The sequence below is a fragment of the Pseudomonas sp. DE0010 genome (assembly GCF_007680745.1).
GTDB classification, from domain to species: Bacteria; Pseudomonadota; Gammaproteobacteria; order Pseudomonadales; family Pseudomonadaceae; genus Aquipseudomonas; species Aquipseudomonas parafulva_B.
This window is the reverse complement of the sequence record NZ_VEJQ01000034.1, coordinates 38,448-51,195: the sequence shown is the minus strand read 5'-3', so window position 1 is coordinate 51,195 and position 12,748 is coordinate 38,448. Positions and strand designations below refer to the sequence as shown.

Genomic DNA, 12,748 nt, shown 5'->3' with positions numbered 1-12,748 from the left:
GCTGGCGGTGGGCTCGGAGGGTGTTGGTCTTTATGCCAGCGTCAACTTGGGTAAAGGCAATCTGAAGCGTGAGGGCCAGCAACAGCAGGAAGCCTATTTGTATGCCGGCAACCAACTGGCCTTTACCAGCGGTCGGGACAGCAACATCGCGGGCGCTACGTTGCGCGGCAATGAGGTCGTCGGGCGCGTTGGCCGCGATCTGACCGTCACGTCGTTGCCCGATACCGGCAAGACCGAGGGCAAGGAATACGACCTCAGCGCGACGGTGGTAGTGGGGCCAGGAAGTGGCGTCAGTGGCTCGATGGGTTATGGCCGGACCACGGGCAGCAAGAACTGGGTTGAGAAGCAAAGCAGCATTACTGCTCAAAACGCGCTCGATATACGTACCCAAAACCATACCCAGCTTGATGGTGCTTTGATTGCTTCGGACACGGGTAAGTTGAAGCTGGATACCAATACGCTCGGGTTCAGCGACATTGCCGGTAAAGATAAGGAGCATGGCTACTACCTGAATGTCGGTGGCTCATACGGTATCGGCAAGAACACCACGCAAGACCCGAGTCAGGTAGGCAAGGGCGATCAGGGCCAGAACGGCTGGAGCGTAGAGGGCTGGAACTACGACAAGGATCGCCAGCAGATCGTGCGGGGCACGGTGGATGCGGGCGATGTGGTGGTGCGTGGGGATAACGCAGGGCAGGACTCGACCGCTGGTTTGAACCGGGATGTGAGTAGGGCTTATGAAGTCACGAAGGACGATGAGCATCGTACTGATTTGTACGTGACGAAGTCCTCGGTAGAGGCGGTAAGTCCGCCCAGCGAGACGGCCAAGGAGTGGGTGCGCCAGTTCAAGGGGTATGACGAGACAGCGAAACAGAATTATGAGAGTGCTTCCCGTGATTTGACACGTGCAATAAACAAGTTGGAAGCATCGCTTGGACGCAAACTTGATCCCGTGATCTCGAATCGGATGGGTGATGATTTTGCCGAGCAGGCCATGGATGCCTTGCTTAGGGGCGGATTGACAGCCAAGCAGGCTAAGGCGCAATTGGCCGATCCTGCATTCCAGAAGACGGTCATTGAAGAGATCGGGAAAATCGCAGGGATCGATCTTGAACCCCTCAAGCCTTTGAGTGAAAAGCTGCAGGCTGAGGCAGGGTCTTCCAACTCCTTGGCGCTGCTTTTACCAGCCACAGATGTGCAGCCGGATTACACGCTCGCGCAGAGCATGCTGAAATCGATGGCGACCATCAACGATTATCTTGGCGAGCATCCGGAACAAACGGAAGCTGTCGGAGTTTTGATTGCGATGGCACAGGGGCCGAAGGGTGTCGCGCAATTGATTGTTTACGACTCATTGGCTGGGACGCCGGCTGGCCAAATAATTATCGGGCAGCTTTCCGAGTATAGCGAATTGGTTGGGAAGAAAATCGCTGTGGTGATGGAGGGCAATGAGCTTGATGAGAATATTCCATTCCAAGCGTCGTTGATCGGTGGCGGACGGCTGATCAGTTCGGTGGTAATAGGAGCTGCGGACGGTTTGAAGGGAGCAGGGAAGCAGAAGACAGTCTCCGCTGGTTCGCAAAAGAAAATCGATAACAAGGAAGATCTGGCGCCTGAGAAGGGAGGCCCCAAAGTACCGAAGAATGTAGAGAAAATATCTAACCCCCCGCAAGCACCGGTGATCCCTGCTGGATGGGTCAGTCGGCCTGGGAAAAATGGGGGCGAAATCTATTTTCCACCGGGTACTGACCCTGCCAAAGGTGAGCATATTAGAGTCATGCCGCCTGGCTCCTCAGCTGTTCCCGGCTATGAAAACGGGTACTGGCGGTGGCAGAATAGCAATAAGCAGGCGATTGATCCCGCGACTGGTAAGCCAGGTAAGGGCCAAGGGGACACTCATATTCCATTGCCCCCAAACTCACTCCCCCCATTACGCAGGTAAATTTTGGGAACTGCTATGTATAAATTGCCTAATGACTTTGACCCTCTCTTGCTGTCAGGCTGTTATCTTGAAACTATTTCGTTTGGTTCTTGCTTGACTAGGTTTGATTTTTCACGGCCGCAACTAACTATTGGAGGTGCAATTTACAGAGTTTCTTTCAATGTGGAAGGCGGCTTGAAGTATTTCATCAATAATACAAATGGGCATAGAGATTTTGAAAATTCCTACACAAGCGCTCCGCTGATAGATCTCTTGCTGAAAGACGTTGAGTCAGTAAGCGTGCTGGCAGGAGATACTTTGCAAATTCTATTTTATAGCGGGGATGCTGTGATAATTGAAGGTGATGCTGACAGTGAATTCGAAGCTTATTCAATTTTCCTAAGCTCGGGTGATATTATCGTTATTTAAGTTTCAGAAGATATACTTGGCTGAGCTCTACAAGCTTCGATCGGATGCTCAAGCGCTTGCACCTGAAGCTGAACGAGCAAGGTTTGATTGATCTACAGAACTGGATGATCGACTCGGGCACAGTGCGTGCCATTCGGTCCTCGTCAGGTGCTCGAAAAAAGTAATCTGACGAGCCTGCCGATCACGCTCTAGGCCGCAGTCGCGGTGGTCTGACGACCAAAATCCACATGCTCTGCGACGTCAACGGGGTACCATTGCGCTTTCTCCTTTCTCGCGGTCAAGCCAGTGATATCAGCTATGCGCAGCCGCTGCTCGATGGCGTCAGCATACCTTCCACCCAGCGCGGGCGACCTCGTAAACGCTGCAAGTGGCTGCTAGCCGACAAAGGCTATGACGCAGAGGCCTTGCGTCAGTACTGCGACCGCTGCCGCATGCAGCCCGTCATTCCGATGCGCTCGATCAAGCGCAAGCCTAAGCCAAGTTTGCCCAGGTTGTTCGACCGGCCCAAGTATCGACAGCGCAATGTCATCGAGCGCATGTGCGGGTGGCTGAAAGAAAATCGCCGGCTTGTAACGCGCTTCGACAAGCTTGCAAAAGGTTATGGAGCGGTGGTCTCGCTGGCTTGCGCCATATCACTAAAGGGATTATGGAAGTGGTGCTCAAGACTAGTCTCCCTGAAAGTTGGTTAACTGATCGAGGCTCTGATTCAGGGAAGCCCATTCACGAACAGGGAAGCAATCCGTCCAGTGACGGCTATGCTAATGGTGGGAGACCGGAGGCTATAGGCTCGACGGGCGGTAGCGAGGTCGTGGATCAGGCTCCAGGTGATTATTCCAGGCCGATTGTGGATCTTCCTGAGTCGGGGTTGGTGTATCAGGATTCTGCTAGCGATGAAAAGGCAAAATTCCTGAAAATATGAGTCCGGCAGGTGCTGGGCGGGCTGGGGCTTTTAATGAGGCCAAACGTCAATCAGGAGTTCCCGTAAGCCAGAAACCTAGTGGCATTCTTCCAAATGTCGACAAAAGGGGTAACCCTCAGCCGGGAAAATTTATGAGTTTGAAATTCCAGCATCAGGTGGAGGAATTAAGACGGTGAGAATTCGTGATGACGCAGAAGGTCATTATTGGCACCGGTAACCCACAAAACCGGGGTCCACACTTTAATGATGAAGCTGGAAATCATTATGACTACTGATATTGAAGTTACTAGCACGCAGAATATTTTCCAATATAATGAAGTTTACAATTTTGATGCTTCTAAGGTGGGTGCTGAATTAGGTTTGTCGGCAGCTAGCTTTTTAATTAATGGCGCACCAAATAATTCTCTCGTGGCTGTCTGTAAATTTATTTTCAACTTAATTCGTAAAAACATGTATGGCTACGAAGTCTGGGTGATTGTGGGGAATTCTGCTTGGCAACCAAATACCAGAATAGTACGACATCGAAAGTTGTGGGGGCGCTGAAGTTTCAAGGGTGTGAGATCTTGGGAGGTAGTGATCCTCAGGAATTTTTTTCGGAGGCCCATGAAAAATTGAAATTTTTTGGTGCTATAAAGATTTCGAAAGCATCTATTGAGAGCATGATTGAATTAATAGTTAAAGAGCGTTGTTCGTATATCATATTGGTGCCTGAAAATTTTGAGATTAAAACTATTCTTAGCCTGGGGTGGTCCGGTAGCTTGACTGAAGATTTGAATGTTTTTCACGAGGTGTACAAAGCAGGTGGGTTGCTTTTTAAAGGGATGGGGGAGTTTGATGACCCGGAATGGGGTTTCCTATCTATAGGATTACCCGAGACAATCAAGAAAATATTGGGTTGAAGCGGTTCGTTTCCTACATTTTTCAATTGTTGAGAAATTTTCACGAGGTATGCATGTGTTAAGGCTAAATTATGGCAGGAGAAAATACCCTTGCCCAGATTCAGCTGTCTCACAGTTGAAGTAGATCAGATATTTTTAGAAGCTTGCTCTTTAATAAGCTAGCAGAAGCATGCGGATAGTAATTTTTACTGCCCGCTTTAGGGACTGTATGGAAATTCTTGAGACGCCTAGCTTGCGCGTGTATCGACTGTCAGGCCGCCAAACCTGAGTCGTCTGTGAGCGACGGGCGGACTATAAACCCTTCGCTTACACGTCTCAACGCACCAAACGCTCAGCGCTTCCTTGCCGACGGCCTGGTCAGCACTACGACCAGTACCGCTACCTGATGGACAATGTCATCGACCTAAAACCTGGCGACCGCCTGCAATCGCTGGCAGATGGAAATTCAGTGGATAGCTCGTCGGAGGTCGACTCGCTGGAGCTGTATCTCTCGGTTGGCAAGACATATAACCTTACGGTGGATGTGGGTCACACGTTCTATGTGGGTGGGCGGGGCTACAAATGCTCTGGATGGTTTGGTATGGCATGATGCTGCGCTAGGTGCAAAAGCGACGGGAGGCGCGAAGCCCACCGTTGAGCTGTTCGGGGGGAAGAATGCGCAGACTCCTGGCGCAATAAACGTAGATATCCGCGCCGATATTCAATCGGGAATCCGCGCCGATGCAACGAAACTGCCGTTTAAAGACGGATCTTTAGGCGAGGTAATCGCTACAAATCCATATATGGGGCCTGGCGGGAAGATGATGGATTTTCTGCCGGAGGCTACTCGCGTAGTGGAACCAGGTGGGAAAATATATATCAACGCGAACAGCGCAAATCGTTACGGAAAGTTACCTAGTCAGGCAGAGTTGGGCTCTTTGGGGTTAAGAGTGGTCTAGAATAACCGGACGTTAGACTCAAGATTTGCTGGTTAGACGTTCTTTCAATCGGATGGTGTGACTCCGGTGATAAATATTTCTACTGTGAGAACGATTGTCTTGGAGCGATTTAAATGAGATTGGACGCTGACTTTGATTCGCTGGACACATATATGTCTGTATATGGAGTTCATGTTTTTTCAAAGAATATGCTGAAGTTTTATTTGAAAGATGGGCTTGGCGTTTCTTTGGGATTGAGGGGTGCTTTCTCTCGAAGGTATTTTTATGACCCGTGGAACGGGAATAAATATAGTGAGGTCAGAGAAGCCGATGGGCTTGTTATTGGGCGCATGGAAAACTCCGAGGAGTGGGTGGAATATAAGGACAAGACAATAAGCGCGGAAGTTCTTAAATATGAATATGTTGGAGATTGTTGGCTTGTTTTTGAAGGCGTATGTTTTTCCGTTAGAAAGATAGACAGATATGTCGTTGGTAGCAAAGAGCCAGAAGGCGTCGGGCTTGTGGAGAAGTTTGATTTGCCTAAATTTTCGGGGTCGAACATAAAAGAGTATTTCTTGGAGGGCGTTCTTGACGCTCCTCCTGGGCCTGGCTGGGTGACCTGGGAAATTCATGCGGAATCGTTTTATCTGGAAATCGCTAACTAGTTAGGTGCAAAAGCAAATGTGGGTATGAGTCTGCAATCAAAAGTCACATGGCCTCTCCTTCCACGACTCAGCGAGGTACATATGGATTTGTAAAAGACTCCAAAGTGTTCTTTAATTCGAAAACTAATAACGCTGTTGTGCTCGATGCGTCAGGAAATTTTGTGACAGGGTTTAAACTCGCACCGGGAACTCAGCAATTTGATAATTTTATTAAAAATGGAGTTCTGCGATGAGTCGCACTATCTTGGAGTTTGCTAAATCGTTTGTAGCTGGGAGGCTGTCAGCCGAAAGTTTTTCTGAAGCGTATATTGAGCTTTGGAAAATTGAGCGAGATAGCAACCTTCTCCAGCTTGATGAGCCTTCGTTGAACGAATGTTTATCTAGTATTTTTTGTGCTGCGGATATGTATGAAGTCGGGGATTCAAGGGAAGATTATGAATTTGACGGTGAGATGCTTAAGTCTGAGGTTGCAAGGCTAGTAGAGAAATTAATCGTCGATTAGTGGGTAAAGACGGAAAGTCGGAATCACTATGGCTACTAATAAAGGCCCTGGGTGCGCAGAATGTCTTCCGACAATTCCCGGAAAGCGTTAAATCTTTCCAGAAAAACCGGGCAAGTGATCAAGCTTGTAGGGGGGATAGTGTCGTATGACGATGCGCAGGGCGTGCATCCTTCACGCGAAGACATACCTTCGTGGCATGCAAGGCTTTCCAAAGCCTCGGTCACCGTACGAATACGATATACAGCAGCATGAAGAACATGAATAGGCGCCTGCGCATCAATCAACAGCGCAGGAACATTCGAATCAAGGCCGGTAAGCGGAATATATCGATTCATCCTGAGACTCTCTACCTGAGTGATAAACGCCATCACTCAAACGTCGCCAAACGGATGGGTGACAGCTGTACGTAGGTTGGCGAACCGGCAGTAGAGAAAATCGGCAGACCCAAAGTTCTCCCACGCACAGCCGTCATAAAACGACTTTGCAGGCGCGCACATAGCTGCAAACAAGCTACGAGCTTGCGCATCACTCTACTGTCAGGTCGCAAAAGACGCTGCTTTCGATGAGTTCTCAGGTCGTAGGTGTAATGGCGGCGGTCAGTCTGGGGACGCGGACGTCAGTTCGATAGAGAAAGGCGGTTGGGTGGCAAAGCATGCCACGCAGTACAACCACATGCTGCACCGATCCCAAACTCAGGCACTGGATGAACAGCGGCAACGCCATCCTGACAAAGCTGATCGGCTGACTGCGGCCGCTTGTACACTGACGCGATGTGCAGAATCTATCCCTACGGATGATCCTCAATACAGCCAGTGGACATGCAATACCCTCGAGCACATGTTTAGCTGGCTGAAAGAGAACCGCCGGATCGTAACGCGCTTTGACAAGCTTGCGATAAGCTATGCCGCCGTGGTCTCCCAGGCTTGCTCCATGCGGTGTTTGCGACGTCTCTTTTCGTACAGAGCCTAGTCATCAAATAGGCCCCGCCAGCCACACTGCCCGCCCCACTTCAAGCTTCCTCGAAATGCATCTCTGGCGGCTGTTGGCGCAACCCACGGGTGATCACCAGCAGGTACAGGCACCCCAGGCCCAGCCAGGCCACGCCAAGGTAGATGGCCATGTGGTCCAGGCTTGCCATCAGCCACAGATCAGCCACCAGCCCAATCAAGGGGAAGGCCAGGTACACCGTTGCAGCCTTGAGCCCGCGCTCGCCCTGGGCGATCCAGTAGTGAAAGATCACCGACAGGTTGACCAGGCTGAAGGCCAGGAAAGCGCCGAAGTTGATGAACGAGGTGGAGGTCGTCACGTCCATGCGCAAGGCCAGCAGCGCGACTACGCCACACAGGACGATGCTGATGACCGGTGTGCCGAACCGTGCACTCAGTCGCCCGAACCAACGCTTGGGCAGTACGCCGTCGCGGCCCATGGCGAACAGCAGGCGCGAGGCGCTGGCTTGTGCCGAAAGCCCTGAGGTGAATTGCCCCGCGATCAGGCCGATCAGGAAGAAACTGACGAAAATGTCCCCACCAATGGCCTTCGCGATTTCGTAGGCAGCCGAGTCCGGGTTGCTGAAGGTCGCGCCAGGGTGGGCGAGTTGGACGAAGTAGCTGGCCACGATGAAGATGAAGCCGCCCAGCAGGGTGATCAGCAGGATGGCGCGAGGGATGGTCTTGCGCGGTTCATGGGTTTCTTCGGTCAAGGTGCTGACCGCATCGAAGCCCAGGAACGAATAACAGGCGATGGCGGCGCCACTCATGATCAAAGGCAGTTGGAAACCGTCCTGATGAAAGGGTGCCAGCGACCACAACGGCTGGTTCAGCTCGCCGGTGGCGTAGTGCACGGCCAGGCCCACGAAGGCTGCCAGTACTAGGAACTGAAGCAGCATCAGTACGCCATTGACGGTCTTGGCCAGTTGCAGGCCGATGATGTTGATGGCCGTGGTGACGGCAATGAAGGCTAGCACCCACACTGGGTGCGGCACCGCCGGGAAGGCCGAATGCAGGTAGGCCGCGCCGATCAACCAGATCGCCATGGGCAGGAACAGGTAGTCCAGCAGCACCGCCCAACCGGCCAGAAAACCCAGCTTGGGGCTGATGGACTTGCGCACGTAGGTGTAGGCCGAGCCGGCGACGGGGAAGGCCTTGGCCATCTTGCCGTAGCTCAGGGCGGTGAACAGCATGGCGATGGAGGCGGCCAGATAAGCCGAGGGCACAGCGCCCTGGGTGGTGTCGGCAAGGATGCCGAAGGTGCCCAGCACAATGATGGGGGTCATGTAGGCGATGCCGAACAGCGTCACCGCACCCAGCGACAGGGTACGTTTCAAGTGGGCCATGGTGTTACTCCGGATTGTGTTTTTTATGGAGTTCAGTGTCAGGGCCCGGCCTGGGCCCTGGGCGCCAGCCGTGGCGCAAGGGTTCAGACGGTGGTCAGGATCAGTTCTCGCAAGCCGTCTGGGTGCTCGACCTGCTGGCCTGGCAGCTCGAAGCGGCGCTCGGCCAGGTAGCTGTAGTCCTGGCGCGCTTGCCCGATCAGCGCCATGTCGAGGTCCAACTGCAGCCGGCAGGCGCTGCGCCCTGCCTCGCACAACAGTTGGCCGTAAGGGTCGACCACCGCGCTGCCGCCTGCAAACACCAGGTTGCCATCGCCCTGGCCGACGCGATTGACCATCACCGCATAGGCCTGGTTTTCCATGGCGCGGGCGCTGATGGCGGTGCGGTGCGTGGGGCCATACGGGTCCATGTTGCCGTTGGTCACCAGGATCAGCTCGGCCCCCAGCTGGCCCAGGGCGCGGGCGCTTTCGGGGAATTCGATGTCGAAGCAGATCAACAGCCCTACGCGCACCCCTTTGTACAGCGCCGTGGCGTAGCGATCGCCCGCCGTGAAGATGCCCTTGTCGGAGGCCCACAGGTGGGTCTTGCGGTACTTCAGCGCGACACCCTCCGGGGTGATCAACACGGTGGTGTTGTAGAAGCGCCCGTCTTCGCCCGCTTCGGCAAGGCCGACCACGGCTGCCACGCCCTTGTCGGTCACCGCTTGGGCGACGGCGGCAAGCGTCGGGCCGGTCAGGGGCTCGGCGATGGCCGCGATGTTGTCCTGCGTCGGAAAGCCCATCAGTTGGGTTTCCGGGAACACGATCAGGTCCACATCCGCTGCGGCGCGGTGGATCGCCTCCAGGGTGCGTTCCAGGTTGTAGGCGGTGTCGCCGTCGCGACCGTCCAGCTGGACGAGTTCTACTTTCATTGCAACTCCTGACTGCGCAGCCAAACGGCTGCCAGGTGATCGACGCGGCGTGAAACCAGCGCACTGCACCGGCTGAGATAACGTGCCTGCCACTTGCTGTGGCGGACGGTGATTGCCCGAGTATGCCGCTGCCATCGGCGGCGGGGTAATTACGCCCTTGAGGTAACCCATAGGGGTTAGCCCTGTACACATTCCTTCGGTACTGGCCAGCGCTGCGCCGAAAACAGCGCCGCATTGCCCATGCACTCCAGTACACTTTGCCTGCTCAGTTGTATTCACCCTGACCTGCATCTCACCTTTTGGTACAGAGCCCGGACATGAACCTCACACTTCAGGACATTGCCTGGCATCGGTCGGTCGGCCAGGTGATCGATGCGCTGGACCACCCCGGTTTCTGGCTGCGCCTAGTGCGGTTGCTGGAGCAATACGTGGCGTTCGACAGCTGGGTCGCGTTTCTTTTCAGCGAGCATCGCCCGCTGGTGTATGCCGAATCTCCCGGCAGTGATGGCGGGCTGGACCCGTTATTTCAGGATTACCTCAAGGGCCTTTACCTGCTGGACCCGTTCTACATCGCCAGCCGGGAAACACCGGCAAGCGGCCTGGTGCAGCTGGCCGACGTGGCCCCTGAATGCTTCGAGCGCACCGACTATTACCAGCGTTATTTCCGCCTCAACGTGGTGGCCGACGAGGTGCAGTACAACGTGGCCCTGGATGCCGGGCGCACGCTGTGCCTGTCGCTGGGTAGCCGCTCACGCTTTGCGGGCGAGCAGATTGCGCTGCTGCACCTGCTGCAACCTTGGGTGCTGGCCACCATGCGCCAGCGCTTTCGGTTCGAGCACGATGTCGACGAAGTCACTCCGGCGCCTGCGTGGCAGAACCACCTGGCCGAGGGCTTCGGCAACCTTGAAACGCCGCTCACCGCCCGCGAACTGGAGGTGGGCCGCATGCTGCTCAGCGGCTGTTCCAGCAAGGAGATCGGCCGCAAACTCGCCATCTCCTCGGAAACCGTGCGGGTCCATCGCAAGCACATCTACCGCAAGCTGGGCATCAAGTCCCAGTCAGAGCTGTTCGCCTTGTTTCTCAAGGCCCAGCGCTAGCAGCTGGTAGCTGCGTTCACGTGCGCTGCTCAACCTCTAGCAGCATGAACAGCCGGTACATGACCACCGTGCCGAACAATTGCAGGAAGCCTGCCAGGCTGTCCACGAGCAGTTGCACGCCAGGAGATGGGTCGGGGATGGCCATCAGGATCAGGCCTTCGATCAGCCAGATCGACGCCAGTACGGCCAGCAGGCACACCAGAATGCGCAGGAAATGGCCAGTGGTCATGCGGGCGCTTTCGCGCATCGCCTGCACCACGGGCAAGCCGCGCAGCACCAGCAGGTATTCACCGAACACCAGGTTGACCATGATCCACACCCCTGGGAACACGAACAAGGCCATGCCGGCCATGATCAGCAACGAGCTGATCAGCACCAGCAGCGTCAGCGCCGGCCAGAGCTGCACCGCACGGGCAAACAGGTCGCGCTTGGCGATGGCCTGGCCATTGCTGCGGGTATCGAGGTACAGGATCAGTGCTGCGCTGTACAGCGGGTAGCACAGCACGTAGATCAGCATGCCGTAGGCCGGGGAGGCCTGCTCGCCCAGCTGGCGATACAGCACCTGGGTCAGCACGGCTTCGAGCACCACCAGCGGCAGGCACAGTTGGGCAATACCGGCCAGGTGGCGGGTGAAGAAGTGGAGGGAGTCGCGCAAAACGCTCAGCGGATTCATGGGTCAACATCGCATGGCAGTTGAAACAGGGGGTCTAACTCTAGCCCAAAGCGACCCCTGATCCGTCACTTGCTGAAAAAAGTTTCACCCCGCCGGTGATTGAATCAGCCGCGTCGACGCCCCATCTTTGAGCCTGTCCGTAGTCCCGCTACCCACGAGGTCGCCCCATGAATACCGAAGAACAATCCCTGATCGATGGCCTGTTCAGCCGCATCAAGCAGGCCGAAGACCCAAGCCAGCCACGTGATGCGCAGGCCCAGGCCTGCATCGAGGCGCATGTGCGCCAGCAGCCGGCGGCCCCTTACTACATGGCCCAGGCGATCCTGGTGCAGGAAGCGGCCATCAAGCGCCTGGACGAACAGAACAAACAACTCGAAGCGGAACTCAAGCAGGCACGCGCCCAGGCCGAGGCTGCGCAGGCTAGCGCCTCGCAGAACGCAGGCGGCGGCGGTTTTCTGTCCAGCCTCTTCGGCGCTGGCGGGCGCAGCTCGGCACCGGCACCTGCCCCTCAGCCCCAGCGCTCGGTCGCGCCGTCCGCACCCGCCGGTGGCGGCTGGCGCGAGCCGGCGGCACCTGGCTTCTCGCAGCCGCCGGCCCAGCAGCCGGGCTTCGGCGCAGCGCCCGCGCGCGGCGGCGCCAGTAGCTTCCTGGGCGGCGCCATGCAGACGGCTGCCGGTGTAGCCGGTGGTGTCTTGCTGGCCCAGGGCATCAGCAGCCTGTTCAACCACAATTCCCAGCCCGAAGAGGTGGTCGAAGTGATCAAGGAAGCGCCTGCGCAGGCCAGTGACAGCGGCGGCTGGAACGACCAGAGCGAGCAGCAGCACGTGGCCGACAACAGCGACTGGGGCAGCGACCAGGGCGGTTACAGTGACGCCGATTACGGCGGTGATGACGGGGGATTATTCTCCGACGACGATTCCTACGTCTGACGGCTCTGGCATACTGCTGGCCTTCGCGGGGCGCTGAACCCGCCCCCGATCCGGCCAGACGAGGTGCCAAGGTGAAAAAGATCGCGCTGTTCGCCGACGTGCAGAACCTCTATTACACCGTGCGCCAAGCCCACGGTTGCCATTTCAACTACACCGCCTTGTGGAATCAGGTCAGCCGCGAAGGCCAGATCGTCGAGGCGGTGGCCTATGCCATCGATCGGGGCGACAGCAAGCAGCAGCAGTTTCAGCAGATACTGCGCAACCTGGGTTTCGATGTGCGCCTCAAGCCCTTCATCCAGCGCAGCGACGGCTCGGCCAAGGGGGATTGGGATGTCGGCATCACCCTGGATGTGATTGATGCGGCCAGCCGCGTGGACCAGGTGGTATTGGCATCGGGTGATGGGGATTTCGACCTGTTGCTCGACCGCGTGATCCAGCGCCACGGCACCGAAGCGGTGGTCTATGGCGTGCCTGGGTTGACGGCGATGTCGCTGATCCGCGCCGCCACCCGCTATGTGCCCATCGAGGGCCCGTTGTTGCTCAAGCACTAAGGTTTT

The 12,748-nt window shown here is 55.8% G+C and carries 13 protein-coding genes and 3 pseudogenes; 12 read left to right on the top strand and 4 right to left on the bottom strand.

The window, feature by feature from the left end; all coding sequences use genetic code 11:
• The 8 genes and pseudogenes from FS767_RS20435 to FS767_RS20395 form a co-directional block, all read left to right on the top strand.
• The coding region (locus FS767_RS20435) for a hemagglutinin repeat-containing protein (RefSeq protein ID WP_178102755.1) at positions 1 to 1,942 on the top strand (1,942 nt) is incomplete at its 5' end.
• Between the two features lie 15 nt (positions 1,943 to 1,957).
• A complete protein-coding gene (locus FS767_RS20430) occupies positions 1,958 to 2,350 on the top strand; it encodes a hypothetical protein (RefSeq protein ID WP_144967830.1) in 393 nt (130 codons plus the stop codon).
• Positions 2,344 to 3,039, top strand: a pseudogene (locus tag FS767_RS20425) (IS5 family transposase); the annotation flags it as partial. The gene FS767_RS20430 and the pseudogene FS767_RS20425, both read left to right, overlap by 7 nt.
• A 494-nt stretch (positions 3,040 to 3,533) precedes the next feature.
• Complete coding sequence (locus FS767_RS20420; protein ID WP_144967828.1) at positions 3,534 to 3,812, top strand: hypothetical protein; 279 nt, start codon at positions 3,534 to 3,536, stop codon at positions 3,810 to 3,812.
• Positions 3,761 to 4,168 carry a hypothetical protein gene (locus FS767_RS20415; RefSeq protein WP_178102754.1) on the top strand — a complete coding sequence of 136 codons (408 nt, stop codon included), beginning with the start codon at positions 3,761 to 3,763 and terminating at the stop codon, positions 4,166 to 4,168. The genes FS767_RS20420 and FS767_RS20415 overlap by 52 nt, the downstream gene beginning before the upstream one ends.
• Positions 4,169 to 5,219: 1,051 nt before the next feature.
• Complete coding sequence (locus FS767_RS20405; RefSeq protein ID WP_144967824.1) at positions 5,220 to 5,750, top strand: hypothetical protein; 531 nt, start codon at positions 5,220 to 5,222, stop codon at positions 5,748 to 5,750.
• A 32-nt stretch (positions 5,751 to 5,782) separates the two neighbouring features.
• Positions 5,783 to 5,983 (top strand): annotated as a pseudogene (locus FS767_RS20400) (adhesin); the annotation flags it as partial.
• Entirely contained in the window at positions 5,980 to 6,252 is a 273-nt protein-coding gene (locus tag FS767_RS20395; RefSeq protein WP_144967820.1) for a colicin immunity domain-containing protein, read from the top strand. The pseudogene FS767_RS20400 and the gene FS767_RS20395, both read left to right, overlap by 4 nt.
• 35 nt (positions 6,253 to 6,287) lie before the next feature.
• Here FS767_RS20395 and FS767_RS20390 read toward each other — a convergent pair whose 3' ends face one another.
• Complete coding sequence (locus FS767_RS20390) at positions 6,288 to 6,587, bottom strand: hypothetical protein (RefSeq protein ID WP_144967818.1); 300 nt, start codon at positions 6,585 to 6,587, stop codon at positions 6,288 to 6,290.
• 457 nt (positions 6,588 to 7,044) lie between these two features.
• Here FS767_RS20390 and FS767_RS23250 point away from each other — a divergent pair.
• Positions 7,045 to 7,221, top strand: a pseudogene (locus FS767_RS23250) (IS5/IS1182 family transposase); the annotation flags it as partial.
• Positions 7,222 to 7,261: 40 nt separating this feature from the next.
• Here FS767_RS23250 and FS767_RS20380 read toward each other — a convergent pair.
• Positions 7,262 to 8,584, bottom strand: a complete 1,323-nt coding sequence (locus FS767_RS20380; RefSeq protein WP_144967816.1) for an APC family permease — start codon at positions 8,582 to 8,584, stop codon at positions 7,262 to 7,264.
• An 83-nt stretch (positions 8,585 to 8,667) separates the two neighbouring features.
• The gene (locus tag FS767_RS20375) at positions 8,668 to 9,492 is read right to left on the bottom strand and encodes a carbon-nitrogen hydrolase family protein (protein ID WP_144967814.1); all 825 of its coding nucleotides are present in this window, start codon (positions 9,490 to 9,492) and stop codon (positions 8,668 to 8,670) included.
• 317 nt (positions 9,493 to 9,809) lie between these two features.
• Here FS767_RS20375 and FS767_RS20370 point away from each other — a divergent pair, with 317 nt between their 5' ends.
• Complete coding sequence (locus tag FS767_RS20370; RefSeq protein ID WP_058603605.1) at positions 9,810 to 10,589, top strand: helix-turn-helix transcriptional regulator; 780 nt, start codon at positions 9,810 to 9,812, stop codon at positions 10,587 to 10,589.
• A gap of 16 nt (positions 10,590 to 10,605) precedes the next feature.
• On the opposite strand, the gene FS767_RS20365 is transcribed toward FS767_RS20370, so the two are convergent.
• Positions 10,606 to 11,262, bottom strand: coding sequence for a hypothetical protein (locus FS767_RS20365; protein ID WP_058603606.1), 657 nt, complete (start codon positions 11,260 to 11,262; stop codon positions 10,606 to 10,608).
• Positions 11,263 to 11,429: 167 nt separating this feature from the next.
• On the opposite strand from FS767_RS20365, the gene FS767_RS20360 reads away from it, so the two are divergent.
• Positions 11,430 to 12,191: a DUF2076 domain-containing protein gene (locus FS767_RS20360; protein ID WP_144967812.1), complete on the top strand. Its 762-nt coding sequence runs from the start codon at positions 11,430 to 11,432 to the stop codon at positions 12,189 to 12,191.
• A gap of 71 nt (positions 12,192 to 12,262) precedes the next feature.
• The gene (locus tag FS767_RS20355; protein ID WP_023534583.1) at positions 12,263 to 12,742 is read left to right on the top strand and encodes an NYN domain-containing protein; all 480 of its coding nucleotides are present in this window, start codon (positions 12,263 to 12,265) and stop codon (positions 12,740 to 12,742) included.
• Positions 12,743 to 12,748 lie beyond the last annotated feature (6 nt).

Excerpts from the sequence above, each read along its gene's own strand:
- FS767_RS20365 (WP_058603606.1), bottom strand. The coding sequence starts at position 11,262 with ATGAATCCGCTGAGCGTTTTGCGCGACTCCCTCCACTTCTTCACCCGC.
- FS767_RS20375 (WP_144967814.1), bottom strand. The coding sequence starts at position 9,492 with ATGAAAGTAGAACTCGTCCAGCTGGACGGTCGCGACGGCGACACCGCC.
- FS767_RS20390 (WP_144967818.1), bottom strand. The coding sequence starts at position 6,587 with ATGAATCGATATATTCCGCTTACCGGCCTTGATTCGAATGTTCCTGCG.
- FS767_RS20420 (WP_144967828.1), top strand. The coding sequence starts at position 3,534 with ATGACTACTGATATTGAAGTTACTAGCACGCAGAATATTTTCCAATAT.
- FS767_RS20370 (WP_058603605.1), top strand. The coding sequence starts at position 9,810 with ATGAACCTCACACTTCAGGACATTGCCTGGCATCGGTCGGTCGGCCAG.
- FS767_RS20430 (WP_144967830.1), top strand. The coding sequence starts at position 1,958 with ATGTATAAATTGCCTAATGACTTTGACCCTCTCTTGCTGTCAGGCTGT.
- FS767_RS20395 (WP_144967820.1), top strand. The coding sequence starts at position 5,980 with ATGAGTCGCACTATCTTGGAGTTTGCTAAATCGTTTGTAGCTGGGAGG.
- FS767_RS20405 (WP_144967824.1), top strand. The coding sequence starts at position 5,220 with ATGAGATTGGACGCTGACTTTGATTCGCTGGACACATATATGTCTGTA.
- FS767_RS20360 (WP_144967812.1), top strand. The coding sequence starts at position 11,430 with ATGAATACCGAAGAACAATCCCTGATCGATGGCCTGTTCAGCCGCATC.
- FS767_RS20380 (WP_144967816.1), bottom strand. The coding sequence starts at position 8,584 with ATGGCCCACTTGAAACGTACCCTGTCGCTGGGTGCGGTGACGCTGTTC.